The sequence below is a fragment of the Cupriavidus sp. 05L411 genome (genome assembly GCF_056398045.1).
In genome coordinates this window covers 102,304-127,754 of the sequence record NZ_JBFTOQ010000026.1, presented here as the reverse complement: position 1 = coordinate 127,754, position 25,451 = coordinate 102,304, and the positions used below count along the sequence as shown (strand labels likewise).

Here is a 25,451-nt window from a genome sequence, read left to right as displayed (position 1 = left end):
GCCGGCACGCGCGAGACGTGCCGGCAGGGGCGGATGACCGCACTATCGCGTTATCGCGTCATCGCGTTATTGTGCCTGCTTCAACTGCTCCAGGATGGCGGGGTTTTCCAGGGTGGACGTGTCCTGGGTGATCTCTTCGTTCTTGGCCAGCGAGCGCAACAGGCGCCGCATGATCTTGCCGGAGCGCGTCTTGGGCAGGTTGTCGCCAAAGCGGATGTCGCGGGGCTTGGCGATCGGGCCAATCTCCTTGCCCACCCAGTTGCGCAGTTCGGCGGCGATCTGTTTGGCCTCTTCCTCGTTCGGGCGGGAGCGTTTGAGCACCACGAAGGCGCAGATGGCCTCGCCGGTCATGTCGTCCGGGCGGCCCACCACGGCGGCTTCCGCCACCATCGGGTTGGAGACCAGCGCGGACTCGATTTCCATCGTGCCCATTCGGTGGCCCGAGACGTTGAGCACGTCGTCGATACGGCCCATGATGGTGAAGTAGCCGGTCTCCTTGTCGCGGATCGAGCCGTCGCCGGCAAGGTACAGCTTGCCGCCGAGTTCTTCCGGGAAGTAGCTCTTCTTGAACCGCTCCGGGTCGCCCCAGATGGTGCGGATCATCGAAGGCCACGGCCGCTTGACCACCAGGATGCCGCCACTGCCGTTCGGTACGTCCTGCCCTGTCTCGTCAACGATGGCCGCGATAATGCCCGGCAGCGGCAAGGTGCACGAACCCGGCACCAGCGGCGTAGCGCCCGGCAGCGGCGTGATCATGTGGCCGCCGGTCTCGGTCTGCCAGAAGGTGTCGACCACCGGGCAGCGCTCGCCGCCGATATTCTGGTAGTACCACATCCACGCTTCGGGGTTGATGGGCTCGCCCACCGTGCCCAGCAGGCGCAGGCTGGACAGGTCGTATTGCTTGGGATGGATCTTCTCGTCGGCCTCGGCCGCCTTGATCAGCGAGCGGATCGCGGTCGGCGCGGTGTAGAAGATGCTGACCTTGTGGCGCGCGATCATGTCCCAGAAGCGCCCCGCGTTGGGATAAGTGGGCACCCCTTCGAACACCACCTGCGTGGCGCCGGCGGCCAGCGGGCCGTAGGCGATGTAGGTGTGCCCAGTGACCCAGCCGATATCGGCGGTACACCAGAACATGTCGCCGGGCTTGATGTCGAAGCTCCATTTCATCGTCATCAGCGCCCACAGCAGGTAGCCGCCGGTGCTGTGCTGCACGCCCTTGGGCTTGCCGGTCGAGCCCGAGGTGTAGAGCACGAACAGCGGATGCTCGGCGCTGACGGGCTCGGCCTCGCAGGTCTGCGGCTGGCCGGCGGCAACATCGTCCATCCAGCGGTCGCGGCCTTCGGCCCAGTTGACCTTGCCGCCCGTGCGGCGGTACACGATCACGCTCTTCACGGCTTCGCAGCCACCCAGCGCCAGCGCTTCATCGGCGATGGCCTTGAGTGGCAGCGCCTTGCCGCCGCGCATCTGCTCGTCGGCGGTGATCAGCGCCACCGCGCCCACGTCGACCAGCCGCTCTTGCAGCGACTTGGCGGAAAAGCCGCCGAACACCACCGAGTGCGTGGCGCCAAGGCGCGCGCAGGCTTGCATGGCTACGACGCCCTCGACGGACATGGGCATGTAGATGACGACGCGGTCGCCCTTCCTGATGCCCAGCGCCTTGAGGCCGTTGGCAAACTGGCACACCTTGGCATGCAACTGGCGATAGGTGACCTTGGTAACAGTGCCGTCGTCAGCCTCGAAGACAATGGCCACCTTCTCGGCATTGCCGTTGTCCAGGTTACGGTCCAGGCAGTTAAAGGAAGCATTGAGCTCGCCGTCCTCGAACCACTTGTAAAACGGCGCATTGCTCTCGTCCAGCACCTTGGTGAAGGGCTTGGTCCAGTGCAGTTGCTCGCGGGCGTGGCGCGCCCAGAAACCCTCGTAGTCGCGCTCGGCTTCGTCGCACAATGCCTGGTAAGCCTCCATGCTGGGGATCGCGGCTTGCTTGGCGAACGACGCCGGGGGATTGAAAATGCGATGCTCCTGCATCACGGACTCGATGGCGGACATTTGTTTGTCTCCTGATATAGCGTGGCTGCCTGGCTGCGAACTTACGCTCGACGGCTTACTTAAACCTGACGCTGCCAAACCCAACCCGCTCGCATGCCGCCACCTGTGCGCCGGCTGCTGCAGCGCACCATGGATAACGGCCGGACACGGGTAAGGATGTGCAGCCTTCTCCATTAGGCTAGCACAGCTATAATGCCGCGACCCTATCCCGAACGCGGCGCTGCGGCATTGCGAACCCTCGCTGGCAGACATGCTCAGCGCAACGCGCCACCGCGAGCCACCGGCCATTACTCGCCAAATCGTCGCAGAATCGTCGCCAAATCGCGGCCAGTACCGTGCCAGAACCAGGCCAGAAGCCGGCCAGATCCCGATCAAACAGCGCCGCCACCCAGACCCCGTGCCCATCCACGCCCTCTTCCTGATTGCCTCAATGGCCCTCGTCGGCAGCAATGTCGGGCTGGGCAAGGCCATCGTCGCTTACGTACCCATCCTGCTGTTCGCGCTGCTGCGCTTCGCCATCGCCATTGCGTGCCTGGCGCCCTGGTACCGCCCCGCGCGCATGCGCGCCGTCTCGCGCGGCGAATGGTTCAACCTCTTCCTGCAAGCCTTTTTCGGCACGTTCCTGTTCACGCTGCTGATGCTGGGCGGCGTGCGGCTGACCAGCGCCATGGCCGCGGGCGTGATCACCAGCACCATCCCGGCGACCGTGGCCCTGCTCTCGTGGCTGATCCTGCGCGAACGGCTGTCGCGGCGCACCGTGTTCTCGGTCTTGCTGGCGGTGGCGGGCATCGCGGTGCTGAACGTGGCGCGGGGCACGGACCACGGCGGCGGCAGCGGTGCCGACGTCGGCGGCGAGCATGCGCTGCTCGGCAACCTGATGATCATGGGCGCGGTAATCTGCGAATCGATCTACGTGATCCTCTCGCGGCGCCTGGCGCAAACTCTGGCGGCCATCGAGATCTGCGCCTATACGCACTTGATCGGTGGGCTGCTGATGCTGCCGCTGGGCCTGATGCCGCTGCTGCATTTCGACACGGCATCGGTTCCGGCGAGCATATGGTGGATGGTGCTCTGGTATGCGCTGTCGGCCAGCATCTTCTCGTTCTGGCTGTGGATGAAAGGCGTGCGCCATGTGCCGGCACAGATGGCGGGCGTGTTCACTGCGGTGCTGCCGATCGCGGCCGCCACCTACGGCATCGTGTTCCTCGGGGAGACGCCGGGCTGGCCGCACGGCGTGGCGCTCGCCTGTGTGCTGGCCGGCATCGCGCTGGCGAGCTGGCCCGGACCGCTGGCCCGCCGCGCGTGGCGCGCCAGCAGGACAGGCAAGGGCTAGCCCATTGAGGGGCTTCGGCCCAACGCCGGCATCACTAGGCAGACCTGGAAACCGCCCCCGGGCGCATTGCGAGCGAGGCATTTGCCCCCCATGCGTTCCACCAGGCGGCTGACGATCGCCAGCCCAAGGCCACAATGGCCGTCGCCGCCGCGCGAGGTGTCTAGCCGCACGAATGGACGCATCGCCACCTCGACCTGCGCATCCGGCATGCCCTCGCCATGGTCGCGTATCACGATATGCCAGTGCTCGCCGTCCAGCCGGGTCTCGATCTGGATCGGCGGCATGCCGTACTCCAGCGCGTTGTCCACCAGGTTGGTGACCATCCGGTCCACCAGCGTGCGCGGCAACACGAACCGCGGCCCGGCGTCCAGGCGCAACTGAAACAACGCGCCGGAAAACTGCTGGCGCAGGAAGGCATCGACTTCGATGGCCGGGCCGGGATCGGGACTCTCGTTCGCGTACTCCAGGAACTGGTTGACGATATGCGTGATCGAGTCGATGTCCTGCACAAAGCCACCGCGCTCAGCGGTGTCCGCAAGCACGTCGGCGCGCAGGCGCAGCCGGGTCAGCGGCGACTTCAGGTCGTGCGCCACGCCGGCGAGCATGACCGCCTGGTTCTCGCGGCTCTCCGCCTGCCTGCGCATCATGTCGTTGAAGGACTCGGCCAGATAGCGCAACTCGGACGGACCTGTCACCGGAATCAGCGCCGCGCTCCCGCCATTGCCAAGCTCGCGCGCGGCACCGGCCACGCGGGCGATCGGGCGCTGCATCTGCCATGCCACGAACAGGGACAGCAGGATCGCCGCGACCAGCATGCCCGTGGTTTCAAAGACGAACGGCGGCAATGGCGGCGGCCGCATGTCCAGTGCCATGACCGCCCAGCGGGACTGCCCTGGAAGACGCGCCCACAGGTGCGGCGGCCATGCCTGGTCCACACGCAGCTCCGACCCCGCTGGAAGCCCTTGCCGAAGGTCGCGCAGCAGATGGCGCAAGGGTCCATGCTCTGGCAACGGGCCGGCGGCGGGCTCGGTGCCAAGGGCGGCAAGCCGGATGGCGGCGCCTGGCTTGCGCTCCGCGCCGGCACCCGGCCTCCCGTCGAGCGTGCCCAGCGCCAGCACGATGCCCCGTGCCATGCCGTCCGCCTGGCCATGCGGGCGCAGGTGAAACATCAGCGCGGTCCAGCCCAGATGGACAATGACGAGCACGGAGACGGATAGCACCGCCATGCGCCCAAACAGCGTATTGAACGGATTCTTCATGTGTCCGGCGCTTCGTCGAGATCGTCGGCTTCGTCGGCGCAGAACGCGTCCAGCCCGGGGACGAAGACGTAGCCGCGGCCCCGCACGGTCTGGATGTAACGAGGCACGGATGGATCCTCCTCGATCACGCGGCGCAAGCGCCAGACCGGCACATCCAGGCTGCGGTCGCGGAAATGCATGTCGGAGCCATAGAGACGGTCGTGCAACCGGGCGCGCGAAAGCACCTTCATCTGGTGGCCGGTGAAGACCTTGAGCATGGCGAATTCGGTATCGCGCAAAGGCAGGCGCTCGCCGTCGCGCGTCAGGATGCGGGCCGAAAAATCGACGTCGAACGGACCAAAACTGTAAGAGTGACGCTGCTCCGGCGCGCTCCCCGGGGCCTGCGGGCGGCGGCGCAGCACCGCGTGGATCCGCGCCAGCAATTCGCGCGAGCAAAATGGCTTGGGCAGGTAATCGTCGGCGCCAAGCTCCAGGCCCGCGGCACGGTCCGCGGCCTCGCCACGCGCCGACAGGAAAATCATGGGCACATCGTCACCGGCAGCGCGCACTTCCTGCAATGCGCTCAGCCCATCCTTGCGCGGCATCATGATATCGAGCAGCACCACCGATGGCCTCTCTTGCGTGAGGCGGCGCGACAAATCGTAGCCGTCATGCAGCACCGACACCGTCATGCCGCTGGATAGCAGGATGCGTGACAGCAGGTCACAGGCGACGGGGTCGTCGTCGACGAGAAGCACGTGAGGAGTCATGAATATAAAGGCGCGCGCACGCTGCCGGGGCAGCGTGCGCAGGGCATGCCGGGAACACCAGCACGCCCTTGCGGGTGGTTCTTTATGCCTGCGTGGTAACGAAGTTGCCAACGGTGCTCATCGTACCGTTGCCGCTGCTCAGGTTGGCCGAGAGCGTCTGCAGGAACGACTGCAAGGATACCGTCGATCCCGAGCTACCGGATTGCTGAAGCGCGGAAAAATCCGTCTCGAGGGTCGCGAGCGTTGCTGAGGCCGGGTTGCTGGCGCTATCCGAACTGGCACCACTCGATGAAGTGCTGCTGGCGCCAGCTTCTTGCGCCAGGCTGGACAGATCCGCGCTGACGCTCTGGTAGTGGTGATGATGGTGGTGATGGCCGGTTGCGGCAGCCGGCGATTGGGTCGTCTGCGTCGCATCGGTGCCGGTCGCGCTGGCTACGGTGCTGTCGGTCGTGCTGGCGGCGGTGGTAGCAGTGGTAGCAGTGGTAGCAGTGGTAGCAGTGGTAGCAGTGGTAGCAGTGGTAGCAGTGGTAGCAGTGGTAGCGGTGGTAGCAGCGCTCGTGCCCTGGCTCGCGGTGGTGCCGGCAGCCTGGGCGGCAAGTGCCTGGAACAGCGCGCCGACGAACGCCTGCACCGCGTTGCCGGACGCATCCGCGCTGTCCGTAGCGCTGGACGCTGCGGTGGCGGTGCTGGCAGCGGCACCCGAAGGGGTGCTGGCGGAAGTGGCGGAAGTGGCAGACGAGGCGGACGCCGCGGTCGTCGAGTTGTCCGTACTGGACGACGAGGTCGTGATGCCCAACTGTGCCAGCGTTTGCTGAAGTGCCTGCATCAGCGCATCGGCCGGATTGCTGGCCGAGTTGCTGGTGTCGCTGCCACTGGACGCATCCTGGCTACTGCAGCTTTTGCTGGTGGACTGCGTCTGAAAGAGGCTGGACAGCGACGTGTTGCTGCCAATTGCGCTCAAGGTCATGGTCACATCTCCGTTATTGAGGAGATGCCAAGATAACCGCCGGCCCACCGTGAACATGCTCCAAGGAGAAAACGGAATCGGGGCCTTTTCACCCACCCGTAAGGCCCTGTAAGGCAAGCCTCGCAGGCAGGGGAAGAACTTCGCGGCAGGAAGCGCGCATCGGCCATCCGTGCGCAGCGAAGCGCACCTGCAACCCTGTCGACAGCCGCATGCAGTCAGGCGCCTCCCCCTCGCTAGGTGTATGATTTCGGGCTGAATTTCCCCTCGACTGTCCTCCCCACAAAAATGACTGTCATCAAACAAGAAGACCTCATCCAGAGCGTCGCCGACTCCCTGCAATACATCAGCTATTACCACCCGATGGACTACATCACCAGCCTGGGCCGTGCCTATGAGCTGGAGCAGAGTCCCGCGGCCAAGGATGCGATCGCGCAGATCCTGACCAACAGCCGCATGTGCGCAGAAGGCAAGCGCCCGATCTGCCAGGACACCGGCATCGTGACGATCTTCGTCAAGGTCGGCATGGATGTGCGCTGGGATGGCGCCACCATGGGCCTGTCGGACATGATCAACGAAGGCGTGCGCCGCGGCTACACCAACCCGGACAACGTGCTGCGCGCGTCCATCGTGAGCCCGCCCGAAGGCGGCCGCAAGAACACCAAGGACAACACCCCTGCCGTGATCCACTACGAAGTGGTGCCGGGCAATACCGTGGACATCCAGGTGGCGGCCAAGGGCGGCGGCTCGGAGAACAAATCGAAGTTCGTCATGCTCAACCCGTCCGACTCCATCGTCGACTGGGTGCTCAAGACCGTGCCGACCATGGGCGCCGGCTGGTGCCCGCCGGGCATGCTGGGCATCGGCATCGGCGGCACCGCCGAGAAGGCCATGGTCATGGCCAAGGAATCGCTGATGGACCCGATCGACATCCAGGACGTGATCGCTCGCGGCCCGCAAGACTGGATCGAGGAAATGCGCGTCGAGCTGTACGAGAAGGTCAATGCGCTTGGCATCGGCGCGCAAGGCCTGGGCGGCCTGGCCACCGTGCTGGACGTCAAGATCATGGGCTACCCCACCCACGCTGCCTCCAAGCCGGTCGCGATGATCCCGAACTGCGCGGCCACCCGCCATGTGCACTTCACGCTGGACGGCAGCGGCCCGGCCAAGCTCGAAGCGCCTGACCTGTCGGCCTGGCCGAAGGTCGAGTGGGCACCGAACACCGAGACTTCCAAGCGCGTCGACCTGAACACGCTGACGCCGGCAGAAGTCGCCTCGTGGAAGCCGGGCCAGACCCTGCTGCTCAACGGCAAGATGCTGACCGGCCGCGACGCCGCGCACAAGCGCATCGCCGACATGCTGGCCAAGGGCGAGAAGCTGCCGGTGGACTTCACCAACCGCGTGATCTACTACGTGGGCCCGGTCGATCCGGTGCGCGACGAGGCCGTCGGCCCGGCAGGTCCCACCACCGCTACCCGCATGGACAAGTTCACCGAGATGATGCTGGCCGAAACCGGCCTGATCTCGATGATCGGCAAGGCCGAGCGCGGCCCGGTGGCGATCGAGGCCATCAAGAAGCACAAGTCTGCCTACCTGATGGCAGTCGGCGGCGCGGCCTACCTGGTGGCCAAGGCTATCCGGCACGCCAAGGTGGTCGGCTTCGAAGACCTGGGCATGGAAGCCATCTACGAGTTCGACGTCAAGGACATGCCCGTGACGGTGGCCGTGGACAGCGAAGGCACCTCGGTGCACAAGACCGGCCCCGCCGAATGGCAAGCCAAGATCGGCAAGATCCCGGTCGCTGCGCTGTAACGCGCCCCGCGCCGTGACAGCGATGCTGTCTGCAAAAGCCGGGTCATCCGACCCGGCTTTTTGCTACCTAACCTCTTGATTGCCTCGATCCTTCCCGTGAACAACGCACCCATTGGCATCTTTGATTCCGGCCTCGGCGGCCTGTCCGTGTTGCGCGAAATCCGTGCCCTGCTCCCGCAGGAATCGCTGATCTACGTAGCCGACTCGAAGTACGCGCCCTATGGCGAGAAGCCCGAGCATTTTGTCGAGGCGCGCACGCTGCAGGTTTGCGAATGGCTGGTGGCGCAGGGCTGCAAGGCCCTGGTGATCGCCTGCAACACGGCGACCATGCATGCGGTGCAAACGCTGCGCGAAAAGCTGGCGCTGCCGATCATCGGCGTCGAGCCCGGCCTGAAACCCGCCGCCGCCGCCAGCCGCAGCAAAGTGGTTGGCGTGCTGGCCACGGGTAACACATTGAAGAGCGCAAAGTTCGGCAGGCTGCTTGCCTCCCTGGAGGGCGAGAGCCGCTTCCTCTGCGAGGCTGGCGTCGGGCTGGTGCCGCTGATCGAGCAAGGCGATGTGGATGGCCCGGCCGTGCGCGAGAAACTCACCACCTACCTGTCGCCCATGCTCGAGGCCGGCGCCGATACGCTGGTACTTGGCTGCACCCACTACCCCTTCCTGTCGGACACCGTGCGTGAACTGGTGGGCGACCGTTTGAAGCTGGTCGATACCGGTGACGCGATCGCGCGGCAACTTCGGCGCAAGCTGGCCGAGCACGACATGGCTGCAAACGCCGACGCGGTACCCAACGACCGCTACACGTCGACCAAGGATGCCGCCCACCTGCGCGCCATGGCCGCGGCGCTGCTGCATGTGGACGCGCCCGCGGAGACCCTCGTGATCGAGCCCGCGCCGGCATTCGACTGAGGCTTCGGCTCCCGCTTCAGGTCACTGCAGGAACCCCAGCGGCCGGCGCTGCCGCACGTCCGGCTTGACAGCATGTTCCTGGCGCAACTGCGCCAGGAACTCGTCTGGCGTCAGCGTCTCGCCGAGCAGCACGCACTGACGCTTGACCGTGGCGAAGTCGCCCGGCGTCAGGCAATCCATCTTCGCCAACTCCTCGCGCATGGTGGCGTCCATGCGCTGCGGATCGGCATCCAGCGCTTCCTCGACAAACATCGCCGTGCGTTGCTCGGGCTTGAGCGGCAGGAAACGGATCTTGAACGAGAAGCGGCGCAGCGCCGCCTCGTCGATCCGCTCGAACAGGTTGGTGGTGCAAACGAAGATGCCGTTGAAGCGCTCCATGCCCTGAAGCATCTCGTTGACCTCGGACACCTCGTAATTGCGCACGGCGTTCTGCCGGCTTTGCATGAAGCTGTCGGCTTCGTCGAGCAACAGGATGGCGCCATCTTCCTCCGCGCGCGCGAACATCGCCGCGATCTGCTGCTCGGTTTCCCCCACGTACTTGCTCATCAGGTCGGAGGCGCGACGGATCATCAGCGGCTGCTCGAGCGCGGCCGCGATGTGCTCGGCCAGCGCGGTCTTGCCGGTGCCAGGGGGACCATAGAAACACAAGGTGCCGCGCTGCCGTGCCTTGAGCGCCTGCACGATCTTGCCGACCTCGTAGCGCGTCTCCAGGTTCAGGTAATCCAGGCGGTAGTGCGTCACCACCGGGCGCCCTTCCACTTCCGGGCGCAAGCCCATGGCGCGGTCGGCATGGTCAAGCTGCCGCAAGATCAGCGCCTCCACCGGCTCGGCCACGCCCGAGCCCGCCAGCTGCACGAAGCGCGCGGCCGATTGCACCTGTGCCGGTGTCAAGGTCTTGCGCGCGGCCAGCGACGCGATAAAGGCGTCGCTCACGTCCAGCGTGCCCAGGTGCTTGCGAATGATGTTCTCGCGCACCAGCGGGGGCGGGATCTTCAGCTCCAGGTGAAACTGGAAACGGCGCAGATAGGCCGGGTCGATCTGGCGAATCGAGTTGGAGATCCAGATCACCGGGACCGGGTTCTGCTCCAATGTCTGGTTGACCCAGGCCTTGCCGTTCACCGAGCCGCGCGGGTCCTCCTGGCCAAACAGGCTGGTGAGCTCGCGCGCGCTGCCCGGGAACACATCCTCGACTTCATCGAACAGCAGAGCCGTGCGCGGGCGGCCACGCAGGAACGCCTGCGACACCTGCAGCGAGCGATAGCGATCCTTGCCTGACAAGCTGTTGCCGTCGCGGTCCAGGCAGTCTACTTCGTACAACTCGCAGCCAGCCTCGCGCGCCAGCAGCCGCGCGAACTCGGTCTTGCCGGTGCCGGGTGGGCCGTAGATCAACACGTTGACGCCGCAAGCATGCTGCTGCGTGGCGTTGGCCAGCAGCGCCGACAGGTAGCGCGCATCGGTCTCGACGTGCGGATAGTCGCCGGTGCCAAGCGTGGGGGCCGCCGCCGGGCGCGTGAACACCGCCATCATCTCGGCTTCGTTCGCGTAGTTGCCAAGCAGGACATGCAGCAGCCGGTCCGACAGGCGCATCAGGTCGCCCAGATCGGTCACGCTGTTCTCGGGCAGGGGCTGCTCGATCAGGTTGAGCGTCTCCAGGCGCGAGCCGGGCCGCAGCGACGCCGCCACCGCGGCCGGACTTGCGCCGGTCAAGCCGGCGAGGATCTGGAAGGCTTCCTGGCTGTGCGCCACCTTACAGTCCACCATCACCGCGCGCAGGTCGCGCTTGTATTTTGCGAGCGCCGCATACAGCAACAGCTTGCGCTCGTGCTCGGGCAAATCCAGCACATGGCTGAGCATGTCGATGTTACGCACCAGCAGCACGCGCTCGCCATCCAGCCGCGCTGCCAGCGCTGCCGCCGACGCATCGAACACGGCGAACATATCCTTGGCGTGATGCTTGACGTACTCATCCAGGTAGTAGAACAGCGCGCTCTCGTCGAACGCGCTGTTCCATTGCCCGTGCCGCTCCAGGAATTCTTCGGGCGTGAGGCGCGCTGCGCCTTTCCAGGCCGGCATATCGGCGCAGCGCGCGGCAAGGAAGCGCTGGACGCGCAACACCACGCCGTACGGCCACACCATCTCCTGAGCGCTGACCGTCAGGATGTCGTTGATATTGCTGCGCAGGTTGAATCTGGGCCCTAGCGAGCACACGACCCGCAGGGCGAATTGGGCGCACATCCAGTCGAGCGCGGAGGTGCATGGCGAGCCGGTCGCGGCACGCAGGAGGGTCGAGCGGTCGTCTTCGGCGAAACGGGTGAAATCCATGGCCTGGTCCTCTCGCACGGGGGGCGCCGCGGCCGGCGCGGCGAAATGCTCGAACGGCTCGATTGGCTCGAATGAATCGTCTTTTTCCTATGCTAGCGCGCTTTGTGGCAGATCGGGCATTGCCGGCAACCCTGTGCCGTGCGAGAGCGCGCATTTTGTCGCAGCCGCGGGAAGGTATCGCCAAATCGGCGTATAAAGACGGCTGCGCGGCAGCGATTCAACGCATTGCACAAAATGCCACCAAATAAGAATCATTATCGTTTATACTGACAGCCTGACACGCTGCCTCGAGAGCGGCGCTCCCACCGGCATCACTGTTGAAGGAGCGTTTATCATGGAATTGCTGCTTAGCTTGCTGGTCGGTTGTGGCATCTCGCTGATCCTGTTCTATCGCAAATAGGCCCTATCGCTAATAAAGCCGGCGCCGCGCCAATTCGCCGACATCTGCTGTTTTCTCATGTTCGATCAACGTTTTTTCAAGATCACGCTTGCCGTCCTGCTGTTCCACGTCGGCCTGCTTTACCTGATCCAGAGCGGGCTGGGGCGCAAGATCACGGAGGCCGTGATCTCGCCAGAAGTCGTCGCCCGCATCATCCCGCTCGAGCCACCCCAAAAGCCTGCCGTCGAGACGCCAAAGCCCAAACCGGAAACCCCGCCCAAGCAGGTGAAGGTCACCACACCCAAGCCTGCACCGCCGCAACCGCGCCCCACGCCGACGCCAGTGGCATCGCTGCCGCCTACGCCCAATGCCGTGGAAGCACCGCCCGCGCCACCTGCCCCGCCGGCACCGCCTGCCCCCGCGCCCGAGCCGGCCGCTCCTGTGTCGGCAGCGCCACGCGCGGTCGGGATTGGCGAGATCCAGTGCAGCCCGCCGCAACCCACCTATCCGTCGCAATCGCGCCGCATGGGTGAAACTGGCAAGGCCGTGGTGCGTCTGACTACAGACGATACCGGCAAGGTGGTCAAGACGGCGGTCGTGACCTCGAGCGGATCCTCCAGGCTGGACCAGGCCGCCGAGGAGGCGGTGCGACGCATGCGCTGCAAGCCCTATCTGGACAACGGTCGTGCCGTGGCGGTTACCGCCCAGCAGCCGATCGGGTTCGAACTCAACTGATTTCAATACCGACCTCACCAGGAACCAACATGCAGGACCTCGGACTTTCTCACCTCTGGACGCAAGGCGATTTCGTCATGCGTGCCACCGCCATCATTCTGCTCATCATGTCGCTGGCTTCGTGGATCGTGATTCTCACGAAGGCGTGGGATCTCTTCCGGCTGAAGAAGATGGCGCATGGCGCGGAAAAGCAGTTCTGGCACTCCGACGATTTCGACCACGCCCTCGAAACCCTCGGCAGCAGCGAAGCCAACCCGTTCCGCACGCTCGCCATGACCGGCAAGGAGGCCGCGCAGCACCATCGCGCCAGCCAGCCGCAGCTGCACGACGTGATGGACATCTCGGACTGGATCACCCGCTCGCTCAAGAGCGCCATCGACGAGGCCGTTGCACGCATGCAATCGGGCCTGGCCGTGCTGGCGTCCGTCGGTTCCACAGCGCCGTTCGTTGGCCTGTTCGGCACCGTGTGGGGCATCTATCACGCGCTGATCAACATCGGCGCCTCCGGCGTGCCGACCATCGACAAGGTGGCAGGCCCGGTGGGCGAGGCACTGATCATGACCGCCTTCGGCCTGGCCGTTGCGATCCCCGCCGTGCTGGGCTACAACGCGCTGACCCGCGGCAACAAGGGCGTGATCTCGAAACTCAACCGCTTCGCCCACGACCTGCACGCCTACTTCGTCACCGGCGCCCGTGTGCGTCCGACCAGCGCCAGCGCGCGTGCCACCGATGACAACGGTGTGCGCCTCGCAGTCAAGAATCAGTAAGGCCGCAGCAAGGCAACAAGGAAGTCATCATGGCATTCGGCACCCTCGACTCGGACGATGACGAAGTAATGAGCGAAATCAACATGACGCCGCTGGTCGACGTCATGCTGGTGCTGCTGATCATCTTCATCATCACCATTCCCGTGATCAACCACACGGTCAAGATCGACCTTCCGCGTGCAACCAACACGCCCAACGATCCCAAGCCGCAGAACATCAACCTGTCGATCGACGCCAGCGGCAAGGTCTTCTGGAACCAGGCTGAGGTGGACGAGCCCACGCTCGAAGCCAACATAGCCCAGGCCGCGCAACAGCAGCCGCAGCCTGAGTTGCATCTGCGGGCCGATCGCGACGTGCGCTATGAGCGTGTGGCGGAAGTCATGGCAGCCGCGCAGCACGGCGGGTTGGGCAAGATCGGGTTCATCACGGAACCCAAGCATTAGTATTGTTCGTGCCGTGCTCTTTGCGCCGGCAACGTAGCATCGACAAAGAGGGCACTCCATGGAGTGCCCTCTTTGTTTGTGCTGACCCGTCCTGCACGATCAAAAGTCTCTATTGTAATGATAACAATTCTCATTTAAGATTGAGCCAACTTGAACCCGGTCGTGACCGCTCGCAGTCTCGCGCAGCCGCCACAGACCACCGGACCGGAGCCCGCCCATGAGCACCTTGACCCTGCCGCTGTCGCAACCGCATGAAGTCACCCGTCGCCGCCTTTCCCTGCGCCGGGTCGAAGTCAATCCCAACAAGGCTGCGCAGGCGCGGCGCGAAAGCCCCGCCAGCGCGGCGATCGAATCGATGAAATCTGCTGTAGCTGCCCTGCCCGCCCGGCTCGAAGCGCTGGTGCGCGACAGCCTCCCCGCGGCGCCCGCAGGAGATGCAGTGCCCCTGGATTCGCTGATGCGTGGCGCCAACCTGCTGCCGATCCTGCATAACGGCGAGGTCTACACGCTGCGCATCACGCGCTATGGCAAGCTGATCCTGACGAAGTGACCGTGTCCAGGCGCGCGCACGCGCCAGCACAAGCCATGCCGTGGGAAACCATCGTGGCAACCATGTAACGCTGTACGGGATTTCGAAGCAAGAAGGGCTACCGGAACCGGCAGCCCGTTACCAAAGCCCGTCGACAGGCTTCAGCATCAGGCCCCCCCCCCCCCCCCCCCCCCCACGACCGCCTCTGTTTGCAGGCGAGTATCAGACGCCCAGGGCGGCAATGCCCGCACGCGCGATCTGTGCGTCTTCGGTCGACTTCACGCCCGACACGCCAACTGCACCCACTACCTGGTCATTGACCACGATAGGCACACCACCTTCCAGCATGCCTTGCAGCACCGGCGCGGTCATGAAAGAGTGACGGCCGTTGTTGATCATGTCTTCGTAAACCTTGGACTCGCGACGGCCCAGTGACGACGTACGTGCCTTTTCGGTGGCGATGTAGCTCGAAATCGGTGCAGCGCCGTCCAGGCGTTGCAATGCCAGCAGGTGACCACCGTCGTCCACGATGGCAATCGAAACCGCCCATTGGTGATTCTTGGCTTCCAGCTCGGCTGCGGCCAGTACCTTCTTCACATCATCTGCCGTCAGCACGGTTTTTTGCTGCATACCACTCTCCTCGAAGATCATTTCAGTGAGCCGGAAGTATAGCGCCACGGCCCTTGGCATGACCATGCCGCTACCGTCCTGGCACCTGCCCGCAAAAAGCAAAAGACCCGCTCAAGGCGGGTCCTTCGATGATTCACGGCGTTGCTGGATGCGGACGGCCGAAGCCCTCAGGGCCGCAGGCTAATGTCCAGCAAACTCAGGCTCCGTCGCTGAACTGGTCGCGGCGATCGCCAACCTTGGCGCCGTCGGTGAACGGATCCACCTTGCGTGCGCCGTCGGTGTACGGGTCAACCTTGCCAAGCTTGGCACCATCGGTGTAGGGATCAACCTTGCCGATCTTGGCGCCATCGGTGTAAGGGTCTGCCTTGGCGATACCGGCTGCGAAGGCGGAGGCGGAGAGTGCGGAGAGGGCGGTCAGGGCTGCGATCGCCACCAGGCTGTTTTTGATCTTCATGGGCGGATCCTCTTGGGAATTAGGTCGTGCTGGAGGGGCGCTGGATGATGAAGCATTGCGGAATCTTGTCATCACGGCGTCACAGCAGCAGTATAGGTGGAAACCCTAATAAGGATATGAGAGCCGGTTTGACCTGTTTCTTCAAATTTTTTGACCCCACCGATAACTATGGAACCTTGTCCGGATTGCCGCCTACAGTGTGCCTCCCAAGGCTGCGCCTGAAAAACAAAAGGGCCCCGCAGGGCCCCTTTCACCAACCTGCGCGAGGCAGGTCGTTCATGCTTATCGCCAGTGGCGTCCGTGTCCCGGGCCGTAGTAGCCCCGCCCATAATAGCCGCGGCCGTAGTAGCGCGGGCCGTAATAGCCTGGCCCTGGACCGTAGTAGACCGGCGCCGGCCGCACGATGACTGGCGGCGGTCCATAGTAGACAGGGGCAGGCGCCATGACCACGGGCGGCGCGGCGATATAGGCTGGCGGCGGATAGTACGCCGGGCCGCCGACCACGACGCCAGGCACCCCAATCGCCACGCCAACGCTCACATGGGCCATTGCCGCACCGGATGCCAGCGCCCCAAGCAAAGCGAGTCCTGCGAGCCACCAACGTTTCATGATCCTTGCCTCTTGCAATGCGTTATTCGATAAGAGGTATTGTAGGTTCCTGGGAAATTGCAGGTGAAACCGAGAACGTTACATTGTTACCAGGAGTAACAACCAGCACATAAACACGTTGCCTCCGCCCACTTGGCAGCCTACTGCGCAAATCCCGCGCGGAGCTTGCATCACCGCGCCCAACCGACCACAATATCGGGCTTGCCGTGCGGCCGTGGAGAAATTGGTAGACTCAGCAGACTTAAAATCTGCCGCCTTTACGGGCTTACGGGTTCGACCCCCGTCGGCCGCACCAGCACCACCCTCCCAGCATCCACGCTCCCCTGCTCCGGCCTTGCGCGCTCAGGCCACCGCCGCGCACAACAGCGCGCCGCCGCACACCAGGAACACAAACAGCAGGCCTGCCAGCACCAGAGGCTTGCGCCCGGCTCGCAGCAAGGTGCCGATGCGGGTGTGCAAGCCAATTGCGAGCATCGCGCAAGCCAGCAGCCAGTTATCGAAGGCCAGCAGGGCAGGCTTCCAGTCCTGGGGCACAAGGCCCGCCGAATGCACGGCCATCACCGCCACAAAACCCACCGCAAACCACGGGATCGCCTTCAGGATGGCACCCCACGGACGCCCGCCTGCCGCCTTCTCGCCCTTGCCGTCTTCCTCCAGCCCGATGCCGGCCTTCGGCCACAGCGCCAGCACCAGCAACAGCGGGCCCAACGCCAGCACGCGCACCATCTTGGTCACCACGGCGGCATCCGCGGTGGCATCGCTGACCATCTTGCCCGAGGCGATGACCTGTGCCACTTCGTGCAGCGTGGCGCCAGTGTAGATGCCAAATGTGCGCTCGCTGATGGCAAGGTGCCAGTGCTGCGTGGCCAGCTCAAACAGATAGGGATACAACAGCATGCCGGCCGTGCCGAACAGCACCACCGTGGCCACGGCCACGGCCGTCTGGCGATCGTCGGTGCGCACCACCGAAGCTACCGCGATGGCCGCCGCGGCGCCACATACGGCGCTGCCCGCGCTGACGAGAATGGCTTCCCGGCGGCTTAGTCCCAGCAGTGAAGAACCGATCCAGATCCCCAGCAGCATGGTCGCGACCAGCATGGCCAGCGGCACCAGCACACCTGCCAGGCCCAGGTCGGCGATAGCGCCAAAGGTGAGGCGCAGGCCATACAACGCCACGCCGAGGCGCAGCAGTTGCTGGCGCGCCAGCTGCATGCCCGGCGCAAGCGGGGTGAGCCAGCGTTGCGGCAGCGTATTGCCCGCCACCATGCCGGCGAACATGGCCAGCGTCAGCGCGCTCATGCCGAGGTGCGAGACCACCGGGTGCGCCGAGAACACCATGGCCAGCCAGGCGATGAAACCCAGCGGCACCAGCGTCAAGACCCGGGTCGGCCACGAAGGCGGTTCGGTGCCGAGATTGGCAACTGCGGACGATTGAATGGAAGACATGGCGGGGGTCCTGCCCGTAACGCCGGAGGGCTTCGGGGCGCATATTGAATATGTCCGAAGCGTACTTAGCAGGCAGAAATCTGTAAAACAGGTAATATCGCTATACATTACCTGCTTTACAGATATGACCCATCGCCCGCTCCGCCTGACCCTGCGCCAACTCTCCGTTTTCGTCGCGGTGGCGCAGCACGGCAGCACCGTGGCTGCAGCCGATGCGCTGGCCATGTCGCAATCCGCGGTCAGCGCCGCGCTGGCGGATCTGGAGGCCACGCTGGGCGGCGCCCTCTTTGACCGGGTCGCGCGCCGCCTGAGCATCAATGAGACCGGCCGGCTGTTTTTCCCGCGCGCGCTGTCGCTGCTGGACCAGGCACAGGAACTCGAGCGCTTCACCGTGCAACCCGGGGTGCAACTGCGCATTGCCGCCAGCAACACCATCGGCAGCTATATCCTGCCGGGCCTGCTCGCGGGTTTTCGACATGCACAGAGCGGGCCCTGCGCGCTCGACATGCGCATCGGCAACACGCGCGAGGTCCTGCAGGCGTTGCTGCATTTCGAAGCGGATATCGGGCTGATCGAAGGCACATGCCACGAGCGCGACCTGCGCAGCGCCCACTGGCGGGACGATGTGATGGTGGTGGTGGTCAGCCCGTCACACCCGCTGGCAAGCGACCCAGGCAATCTGGCCGCCTTGCGCGACGCCGACTGGGTCGTGCGCGAACCCGGCTCGGGCACGCGCGAGATCATCGAACAACGGCTGGCACCACTGCTGGGCGAGTTGCGCTTCGCGCTGGAACTGGGCAACTCCGAAGCGATCAAGCGTGCCGTGATGAGCGGCTATGGAGTGAGCTGCCTGTCGCTGCAGGTAGTAGACGACGAATTGCAGCGCGGCACACTGGTGGCGCTGCGCGATGGCCTGCCCGATGTGGTGAGACCACTGCACCTCGTGGTTCACCAGGACAAATACCCTACGCAGGGCCTGCTGGCTTTTACGGAGTATCTTCGCCGCGATGCCGCGGCGACCAGCCAGTGAGCTGCACAGGCCTCTGCATGCCCGCACTCATGCGGGTTGGGGATCCGCTTTGCCTGCATGCTTGGCGGTATAGCGATCGAGCAGGTGGAACAGCAGCGGGTTCAGCACGATGGACAGCAACGCGCCAGCCAGGATCAGGGCGTGGCCACGCTCGGGCAGGATCTTCAGATAGACGCCGAGACCCGCGAGGATGAAGGAGAACTCGCCGATCTGGGCCAGGCTGACCGCGATGGTCATGCCGGTACGGGTGGAATGCCCGAACACCCGAACGATGCAAAGCGCAGCGAGCGATTTGCCCACCACGATGATGAACAGCGTGGCCAGCACACCCCAGGGGTCGTTGATCAGCACCATCGGGTTGAACAGCATGCCGACCGAAACAAAGAACAGCACTGCGAATGCATCGCGCAGGGGCAGCGACTCCTCTGCCGCACGGTGACTGAACTCCGACTCCGCCAGCACCATGCCGGCAAAGAATGCACCGAGCGCAAACGACACGCCGAACAGCGAGTACGCGCCAAAAGCCACGCCGAGTGCCGTTGCCAACACCGCCAGACGGAACAGTTCGCGGCTCCCGGTCCAGACGATGCGCTCCAGCATCCAGGGAATAAAGCGACGGCCGATCACCAGCATCACCGCGACGAAGGCGGCCACCTTGCCCAGGGTAGCGAACACGGCGAACACGATGTCGCCCGAGTCCGGTGCGGCCGCGCCTGACGCCGTGGCGTCTGCGGACGGCGTGAGCAGGCCCGCCAGCGCCGGCAGCAGCACCAGCGTCAGCACCATGGCCAGGTCTTCCACGATCAGCCAGCCCACCGCGATCCGGCCCTGCGGCGACTCCACCAGTTCGCGCTCCTGCAAGGCCTTGAGCAACACCACGGTGCTAGCCACCGAAAGTGCCAGCCCGAAGACCAGGCCTGGCCCCCATTCCCAGCCAAAGCCCCAAGCCGCGCCCATCCCGAGCAAGGTAGCAATGCCGATCTGTACCACGGCCCCGGGAATGGCGATCGTTTTCACCGCCATCAGGTCTTTGAGCGAGAAATGCAAGCCAACCCCGAACATCAGCAAAATCACGCCAAGCTCCGCCAGTTCGGGCGCCAGCGCCTGGTCCGCGGTGTAGCCCGGCGTATACGGGCCAACCACGATGCCCGCGCACAAGTATCCGATCAGCGGCGGGAGCTTTAGCCGGTTGGCCAGCGCACCCAATATAAACGCCAGGACGAGACCGCCGACGATGGTGCTGATGAGCGGGGTAGCGTGATGCATGCGTTTTGGGTTCCTCGTGCTTGGCCATGGCGGCGGTGACTGGACAACCCGCCCGCCCCCAGCGGCCGTATGGCGGGGACCACAAGGCGACCTCTGGGCCGCGCTGCGGCGTTGAACGCCAGGCACAAACCGAGAGGTACCGCACTGATTGAGGGAAAACGGGAACGGGAGTTTTACGGCAGCCTGGAGGCGAAAAGCGCGGCATGAGTCCAAGCGGACGACGATGGCACGCTGTTCAGGTCGGATATCCCCTGAACGCCCCGTGAAGACTACAACATGGAATGTAACACGATCACCACAATGGCAAAGCGCGGAATCGGGGCAGGATGTGCCCCCATCCCCGCAGAAGTGCGCCGCCGCCCTGCCATCCCGCCGCCTTGAAATCCTACCGCCCGGCCAACTGGAACGTCGCTACGGTATCGCGCAGCTTGTCGGCCTGCTCTTCCAGCGATTGCGCAGCCGCTGCCGCCTGCTCCACCAAAGCTGCGTTCTGCTGCGTGACCTGATCCATCTGCCCGACGGCCTGGTTGATCTGCTCGATCCCGGTGCTCTGCTCGCTCGACGCCGCGGCAATCTCCCCGATGATGTCGGAGACGCGCCGCACAGCCTGGCGAATCTCGCTCATGGTCTTGCCCGCACCCTCGGCCTGCGCCGAGCCCTGGCGAACCGTGTCCACCGAGGCGTCGATCAAATCCTTGATCTCCTTCGCCGCGCTGGACGAACGCTGGGCCAGGCTGCGTACCTCGCCGGCCACGACCGCAAAACCGCGGCCCTGCTCGCCGGCGCGTGCGGCCTCGACCGCCGCATTGAGCGCGAGGATATTGGTCTGGAAGGCGATACCTTCGATCAAGGTCGTGATCTCCGCGATACGGGTGGAACTGGTGCTGATTGCACCCATGGTTTCCACCATCTGCTGCACGGCCGTGCTGCCCTGCTCCGCCACCTCGGCGGCATTGTCCGCCAGGCCGCTGGCCTGGCGCGCATTGTCGGCATTCTGGCGTACGGTCGTGGTCAACTCTTCCATGCTGGCGGCAGACTGCTCCAGCGATGCCGCCTGCTGCTCGGTACGCGTAGACAGATCTGCGTTGCCCGCCGCAATCTGATGGGCGGCCGTGCTGACCGAGTCGGTCGACGAGCGGACTTCACGCAGTGCCAACGCCACACGCTCCATCAACTGGTTGAAGGCAATCGCCGTGCGCCCGATCTCATCCTCATGGCACACCGAAGCACGGCGATCGAGGTCGAGCGACTCGCTCACATAGCGCAGGGTCTGCTCAATCTCGGCCAGGCTGTTGTGAATGCGGCGGTAGAGCGAATAGCCAAGCGTACCGGTGACCAGAAAGCCGCAGGCAATGATCGCCGAGAAGACTGTCAAGGCCAGTCCGTACGCCTTCCCGTTGGTCGCCACAACGTGCTCGCCCAGACCCGCGTTGTACGCCACGTGCTTGTTGATGGCGGAGTGCAGCGCCGAGACCGCGACAAAGAGCGAGCCCCCCATCAGCATGCCACGCGCACCTTCATCGTCGTTGGCGGCGAAGCGCTCCAGGAAGCGCTCCCGCTCCGCGCGATATTGCCTCGCCGCGGCGCGGTCCGCCTCCAGCATCTGGCGGTCGGTCTCATCGGAAATATCGCTGCGCTCGTAGGTTGCGACTGTGCTGTCGAAGATCTCGTCCGCCTTCGCCAAATTCTTCACGGCGTCCGAGCGGCCGATTGCATTCGGCGACAAGGCATAGCGGTAGAGCGACACGCGCATGGTGCTGACGGTGTCGCGCAGGTCGCTCAGCATGCGAACGCTGGTGAGTGTGTTGTCATTGAAGTAGGTAAAACGCTCCTGCGACTCGCGGAGTTGCCAGATGCCGCCGACTCCGACGGCAAGCATGGCAACCAGGGCCAGCGACAGGGTGCCTAACAGGCGTTGAGTGATGTTCATGGCGCAATGTCGGCGCGCGCGAGGGCGGCACCGATTCTCCAATAAAGGTGGACGATGAAATGACGCCCGTGGGTAACGAGAACGGGGTCAGGCAGTCTGTTTTGGAAGCGCGCTTGCAACAATCTCGGAATCCGGTGAGCCGTCTTTTGGACGACCCTCACATCCGCCTTTACGGCAGCCGCTGGAATAGCTGAAACAGAATTGGGAAATACAACAAAAATAAGCGACGATATTAGGACTTGTCCTAAAAATCGAAGAGGATGAACGACAAAAAAGCACCGAGACGGGCAATCTCGCGGAAATTTGAGGGGAAAAGGAGAAGGGGAAGGAGGAGGGAACTGCCGGCGCAAATGGCGCCGGTGATCGGATCGCCAGAAAGCAAAAAGCGCCACCGGTTAGGGTAGCGCTAAGTGCTTGAAAATACTGGAGGCGGGGGTCGGAATCGAACCGGCGTACACGGCTTTGCAGGCCGCTGCATGACCACTCTGCCACCCCGCCGGGTGACGGCTGCTGGATTGTAGCCGCATTCGCCAGACCCTGCCGGGCTGCGCTTGCGCACTACCATCACAAACAAAAAGGGAAGCGGTGCTTCCCTTTGGGATTGGAGCGGGAGACGAGGCTCGAACTCGCGACCTCAACCTTGGCAAGGTTGCGCTCTACCAACTGAGCTACTCCCGCATTGACTACTTTGACTACTCTGCGTGCCAACCTGGAACCACAAAACAAACAGTGTGGACTTCCAAATTTAACCGAAACCTGGAGCGGGAGACGAGGCTCGAACTCGCGACCTCAACCTTGGCAAGGTTGCGCTCTACCAACTGAGCTACTCCCGCAGGATCCTGCTAACTTCTTACTTAAAACACAGCTTCCGTGCCGATACAGCTCACATCTCGCTATATTCTTGCTGCTTTTCGCTTCGTTCGGTTTGTTTCGTCAGAAGCGAGAACAGGATTATTGCAAATCAGCGGCGTGGTCGTCAAGCATATTTTTCATCGAACCATCACTTTTGTGCGGTGGCCTCGCCACTCAGGCCACTGCGCTCGCGAATCTGCGGCCACGCCAGCTTCATGTAATAGAACATCGACCACAGAGTCAGCACCGCCGCCACGTAGATCAGCCATGCGCCCAGCACGGAAGCATCGACGATGCCGAACAGGCTATCGTTGAAGAGCAGCAGTGGGATCGCGATCATCTGGAAGGTGGTCTTGAGCTTGCCGAGGAAATTCACCGCGACGCTCTTCGACGCCCCGATCTGCGCCATCCACTCACGCAGCGCGGAGATGGTGATCTCCCGGCCAATGATCACCAGCGCGATCAGGTCGGCCACCCGGCCCAGCGCCAGCAGCGACAGCAGCGCGGCCGCCACCATCAGCTTGTCGGCAACAGGATCGAGAAAGGCGCCGAACGAAGACGTCTGGTTCCAGCGCCTGGCCAGGAAACCGTCCAGCCAGTCGGTGACCGCGGCCACGATGAAGAAACCGGCTGCCGTCATGTTCTTGGCATGCATGGGCAGCCATGCTTCAGGCAGGTAGTACACGCCCACCACGAGGGGAATCATGGCAACACGGAGCCAGGTCAGCAGGATCGGTATATTCAGCGGCATGGGGGCTCGGAACGAAACGACGGCAATGGGCAACGCCGAGATTGTCGCCTATTTCAACGATGGTCGAGCATTTCCTGCCACACGGGCGTCGGATTTGGCCGGATCAATGTAGCTGCCGATAGATTTCCTCGGCCAGCGCGTGCGAGATGCCATCGACGCTAGCCAGTTCGTCGATGCTGGCCGCGACCACCCCGCGCAAGCCGCCAAAGCGCGTGAGCAGCTTCTGCCGGCGGCGGGCGCCGACGCCCTCGATCTCCTCCAGCCGCGAGGTGTTGCGCACCTTGGCGCGGCGCGCGCGCATGCCAGTAATGGCAAAACGGTGCGCCTCGTCGCGAATCTGCGCCACCAGCATCAGCGCCGCACTGCCCTGCCCCAGCTCCAGCGAAGGACGGCCATCGGCGAAGATCAGCGTCTCCAGCCCGACCTTGCGGCCCTCGCCCTTGGCCACGCCGACCAACAGCCCGATATCGAGGCCAAGCTCCTCGAACACCTGGCGCGCAACCTCCACCTGGCCCTTGCCGCCATCGATCAGCACCACGTTCGGCACCAGCGCCAGCGCACCGGACGCCCCCGCCTCGCCGCCTTGCTCACCACCCTCGGGGACGGGCTCCTGCGCCTGCTCCAGCATCTCGACCAGCTTCTGGTAGCGGCGGGTCAGCACCTGACGCATGGCGGCGTAGTCGTCGCCAGGCGTGATGTCCTGGATGTTGTAGCGGCGGTACTCGGCGTTCTGCATCTCATGATGGTGGAAGACCACGCAAGACGCTTGCGTGGCCTCGCCAGCGGTGTGACTGATGTCGAAGCATTCGACCCGCAGCAAAGCGAGGTCTTCCATGTCGATGCCGATCGTCTCGGCCAGCGCCCGCGTGCGGGCCTGCTGGCTGCCTTGCTCAGCCAGGCGGCGCGACAGCGCCAGCTCGGCGCCTTTCTGCGCCATCTCGAGCCAGGACCGGCGCTGCCCCTGCGGCTGGCGCACCAGCGTGACCTTGCGCCCCGCCTGCATCGACAATGCCTCCAACAGGGCCTTGTCTGGCGGCAGGTGGCTCACCACCAGGATCGGCGGCACGGCCTGGTCCAGATAGTGCTGCGCCATGAAGGCGGACAACACCTCGGCCGCGATGCGCTCGACCGGTATGCCGGCTGGGCCGCCGGGCCCTGCCGCGCCTTCGCCACCTGACTCGCCCGGCTCGATCGGCGCGCTGGCACCGGCATCCTCATCCTGGTGCCCGACAATCATCGCGCCCTCTTCGACGTGCGCGGGGAAGTAGGCCTTGTCGCCAAGATGGCGGCCGCCGCGCACCATCGCCAGGTTGACGCACGCACGGCCACCCTCCACCGCTACCGCAAGCACGTCGATGTCGCTGGACTGCCCGACCTCCTCCACGGCCTGCCGCTTGAGCACGGTGGACAGCGCGCCGATCTGGTCGCGCACCGCCGCCGCCTGCTCGAACTCCAGCCGCCCGGCGTGCTCTTCCATCTTCGCCTGCAAGCCTTCGAGCACCTCGTTCTGACGGCCTTGCAGGAAGCGTGCCGCGTTGCTGACATCGCGCGTGTAATCCGCCTCGCTGATGGCGCCCACGCAAGGCCCGGTGCAGCGGTGGATCTGATGCAGCAGGCATGGCCGCGTGCGATTGGTAAAGACAGTGTCCTCGCAGGTACGCAACTGGAACACGCGCTGCAGGATCTGCATGCTCTCCCGCACAGCGCCAGCACTTGGGAAAGGCCCGAAATACTGATGCTTGCGGTCGGTGGCGCCGCGGTAGTAGGCCATGCGCGGGAAGCGATGGCTGGTCAGCTTGACGAACGGATACGACTTGTCGTCGCGGAACAGGATGTTGTAGCGCGGCGCCAGCGCCTTGATCAGGTTGTTCTCCAGCAGCAGCGCCTCGGCCTCGGTGCGCACCACCGTGGTATCGATGCGCACGATCTTGGCCACCATCATGGCAATGCGCGGCGACAGCAGCGTCTTGTTGAAGTAGCTGGAGACGCGCTTTTTCAGGTCGCGCGCCTTGCCCACGTAAAGGACATTGCCCTGGGCGTCGAAGTAGCGGTAGACCCCGGGCAGGCCGGGCAATTGCGCAATCACGGCCTTGGCGTCGAATGGCGCGTCCGACACAGGTTCGGCAGGGGCCGCCAAGGACGCCTTGGCCGGCTGCTCGGGCAACCCATCCGGCTGGGTGGAGGCGGACGCGCCCTGATCGTGGGTTTCAGGTTCCTGCTGGGACATCGGTAG

General features: G+C 64.4%; 21 protein-coding genes and 4 tRNA genes. 9 read left to right on the top strand and 16 right to left on the bottom strand.

Features of this window, described 5'->3' with window-relative positions; translation table 11 throughout:
• Positions 1-66: 66 nt before the first annotated feature.
• On the bottom strand, positions 67-2,049 hold the full coding sequence (gene acs, locus AC1DQR_RS26540) for an acetate--CoA ligase (RefSeq protein WP_416049160.1): 1,983 nt from the start codon (positions 2,047-2,049) through the stop codon (positions 67-69).
• Between the two features lie 397 nt (positions 2,050-2,446).
• On the opposite strand from acs, the gene AC1DQR_RS26535 reads away from it, so the two are divergent.
• Positions 2,447-3,382: a DMT family transporter gene (locus AC1DQR_RS26535; RefSeq protein ID WP_477134056.1), complete on the top strand. Its 936-nt coding sequence runs from the start codon at positions 2,447-2,449 to the stop codon at positions 3,380-3,382.
• Here the strand turns inward: AC1DQR_RS26535 and AC1DQR_RS26530 are convergent.
• The 3 genes from AC1DQR_RS26530 to AC1DQR_RS26520 form a co-directional block, all read right to left on the bottom strand.
• Complete coding sequence (locus tag AC1DQR_RS26530) at positions 3,379-4,641, bottom strand: sensor histidine kinase (RefSeq protein ID WP_416049162.1); 1,263 nt, start codon at positions 4,639-4,641, stop codon at positions 3,379-3,381. The two genes, AC1DQR_RS26535 and AC1DQR_RS26530, sit on opposite strands and share 4 nt — an antisense overlap.
• The gene (locus AC1DQR_RS26525) at positions 4,638-5,390 is read right to left on the bottom strand and encodes a response regulator (protein WP_477134055.1); all 753 of its coding nucleotides are present in this window, start codon (positions 5,388-5,390) and stop codon (positions 4,638-4,640) included. Before AC1DQR_RS26525 ends, AC1DQR_RS26530 begins: the two co-directional genes overlap by 4 nt.
• 82 nt (positions 5,391-5,472) lie before the next feature.
• Positions 5,473-6,357: a hypothetical protein gene (locus tag AC1DQR_RS26520; protein WP_477134054.1), complete on the bottom strand. Its 885-nt coding sequence runs from the start codon at positions 6,355-6,357 to the stop codon at positions 5,473-5,475.
• Between the two features lie 285 nt (positions 6,358-6,642).
• Between AC1DQR_RS26520 and AC1DQR_RS26515 the strand changes: the two genes are divergently transcribed.
• Both AC1DQR_RS26515 and murI read left to right on the top strand, forming a co-directional pair.
• The gene (locus AC1DQR_RS26515) at positions 6,643-8,166 is read left to right on the top strand and encodes a fumarate hydratase (RefSeq protein ID WP_183035092.1); all 1,524 of its coding nucleotides are present in this window, start codon (positions 6,643-6,645) and stop codon (positions 8,164-8,166) included.
• Positions 8,167-8,262: 96 nt separating this feature from the next.
• Positions 8,263-9,075 (top strand): glutamate racemase, encoded by an 813-nt coding sequence (gene murI / locus AC1DQR_RS26510; RefSeq protein ID WP_416049165.1) that lies wholly within the window; start codon positions 8,263-8,265, stop codon positions 9,073-9,075.
• A 21-nt stretch (positions 9,076-9,096) separates the two neighbouring features.
• Here murI and AC1DQR_RS26505 read toward each other — a convergent pair whose 3' ends face one another.
• A complete protein-coding gene (locus tag AC1DQR_RS26505) occupies positions 9,097-11,397 on the bottom strand; it encodes an AAA family ATPase (protein WP_183035094.1) in 2,301 nt (766 codons plus the stop codon).
• A gap of 457 nt (positions 11,398-11,854) precedes the next feature.
• On the opposite strand from AC1DQR_RS26505, the gene AC1DQR_RS26500 reads away from it, so the two are divergent.
• The 4 genes from AC1DQR_RS26500 (at position 11,855) to AC1DQR_RS26485 (ending at position 14,271) form a co-directional block, all read left to right on the top strand.
• Positions 11,855-12,511 carry an energy transducer TonB gene (locus AC1DQR_RS26500; RefSeq protein ID WP_150983191.1) on the top strand — a complete coding sequence of 219 codons (657 nt, stop codon included), beginning with the start codon at positions 11,855-11,857 and terminating at the stop codon, positions 12,509-12,511.
• A gap of 29 nt (positions 12,512-12,540) precedes the next feature.
• Positions 12,541-13,278, top strand: a complete 738-nt coding sequence (locus tag AC1DQR_RS26495; protein WP_150983190.1) for a MotA/TolQ/ExbB proton channel family protein — start codon at positions 12,541-12,543, stop codon at positions 13,276-13,278.
• A 29-nt stretch (positions 13,279-13,307) separates the two neighbouring features.
• On the top strand, positions 13,308-13,721 hold the full coding sequence (locus tag AC1DQR_RS26490) for an ExbD/TolR family protein (protein ID WP_174425105.1): 414 nt from the start codon (positions 13,308-13,310) through the stop codon (positions 13,719-13,721).
• A gap of 217 nt (positions 13,722-13,938) precedes the next feature.
• On the top strand, positions 13,939-14,271 hold the full coding sequence (locus AC1DQR_RS26485) for a hemin uptake protein HemP (RefSeq protein WP_150983188.1): 333 nt from the start codon (positions 13,939-13,941) through the stop codon (positions 14,269-14,271).
• 201 nt (positions 14,272-14,472) lie between these two features.
• On the opposite strand, the gene AC1DQR_RS26480 is transcribed toward AC1DQR_RS26485, so the two are convergent.
• From AC1DQR_RS26480 to AC1DQR_RS26470, 3 genes are all read right to left on the bottom strand, one after another.
• Positions 14,473-14,880, bottom strand: a complete 408-nt coding sequence (locus tag AC1DQR_RS26480; RefSeq protein WP_006158644.1) for a heme-binding protein — start codon at positions 14,878-14,880, stop codon at positions 14,473-14,475.
• Between the two features lie 196 nt (positions 14,881-15,076).
• A complete protein-coding gene (locus AC1DQR_RS26475; protein WP_006158643.1) occupies positions 15,077-15,334 on the bottom strand; it encodes a hypothetical protein in 258 nt (85 codons plus the stop codon).
• A 282-nt stretch (positions 15,335-15,616) separates the two neighbouring features.
• Positions 15,617-15,943 (bottom strand): hypothetical protein, encoded by a 327-nt coding sequence (locus AC1DQR_RS26470; protein WP_043347826.1) that lies wholly within the window; start codon positions 15,941-15,943, stop codon positions 15,617-15,619.
• A gap of 208 nt (positions 15,944-16,151) precedes the next feature.
• Here AC1DQR_RS26470 and AC1DQR_RS26465 point away from each other — a divergent pair.
• A tRNA-Leu gene (locus AC1DQR_RS26465) sits at positions 16,152-16,238 on the top strand.
• A 47-nt stretch (positions 16,239-16,285) separates the two neighbouring features.
• On the opposite strand, the gene AC1DQR_RS26460 is transcribed toward AC1DQR_RS26465, so the two are convergent.
• Positions 16,286-17,389 carry a YeiH family protein gene (locus AC1DQR_RS26460; RefSeq protein ID WP_477134053.1) on the bottom strand — a complete coding sequence of 368 codons (1,104 nt, stop codon included), beginning with the start codon at positions 17,387-17,389 and terminating at the stop codon, positions 16,286-16,288.
• A 124-nt stretch (positions 17,390-17,513) separates the two neighbouring features.
• On the opposite strand from AC1DQR_RS26460, the gene AC1DQR_RS26455 reads away from it, so the two are divergent.
• Complete coding sequence (locus AC1DQR_RS26455) at positions 17,514-18,419, top strand: LysR family transcriptional regulator (protein WP_477134052.1); 906 nt, start codon at positions 17,514-17,516, stop codon at positions 18,417-18,419.
• A gap of 27 nt (positions 18,420-18,446) precedes the next feature.
• Here AC1DQR_RS26455 and AC1DQR_RS26450 read toward each other — a convergent pair whose 3' ends face one another.
• The 7 genes from AC1DQR_RS26450 to uvrC form a co-directional block, all read right to left on the bottom strand.
• Entirely contained in the window at positions 18,447-19,685 is a 1,239-nt protein-coding gene (locus AC1DQR_RS26450) for a cation:proton antiporter domain-containing protein (RefSeq protein WP_416049169.1), read from the bottom strand.
• Between the two features lie 385 nt (positions 19,686-20,070).
• Positions 20,071-21,615, bottom strand: a complete 1,545-nt coding sequence (locus AC1DQR_RS26445; protein WP_477134051.1) for a methyl-accepting chemotaxis protein — start codon at positions 21,613-21,615, stop codon at positions 20,071-20,073.
• A 424-nt stretch (positions 21,616-22,039) separates the two neighbouring features.
• Positions 22,040-22,113: transfer RNA gene (locus AC1DQR_RS26440), tRNA-Cys, on the bottom strand.
• 104 nt (positions 22,114-22,217) lie between these two features.
• Positions 22,218-22,293, bottom strand: a tRNA-Gly gene (locus AC1DQR_RS26435).
• 79 nt (positions 22,294-22,372) lie between these two features.
• Positions 22,373-22,448: transfer RNA gene (locus tag AC1DQR_RS26430), tRNA-Gly, on the bottom strand.
• Between the two features lie 167 nt (positions 22,449-22,615).
• The gene (gene pgsA / locus AC1DQR_RS26425) at positions 22,616-23,218 is read right to left on the bottom strand and encodes a CDP-diacylglycerol--glycerol-3-phosphate 3-phosphatidyltransferase (RefSeq protein WP_043347835.1); all 603 of its coding nucleotides are present in this window, start codon (positions 23,216-23,218) and stop codon (positions 22,616-22,618) included.
• A gap of 103 nt (positions 23,219-23,321) precedes the next feature.
• Positions 23,322-25,445, bottom strand: coding sequence for an excinuclease ABC subunit UvrC (uvrC, locus tag AC1DQR_RS26420; RefSeq protein ID WP_416050360.1), 2,124 nt, complete (start codon positions 25,443-25,445; stop codon positions 23,322-23,324).
• Positions 25,446-25,451 lie beyond the last annotated feature (6 nt).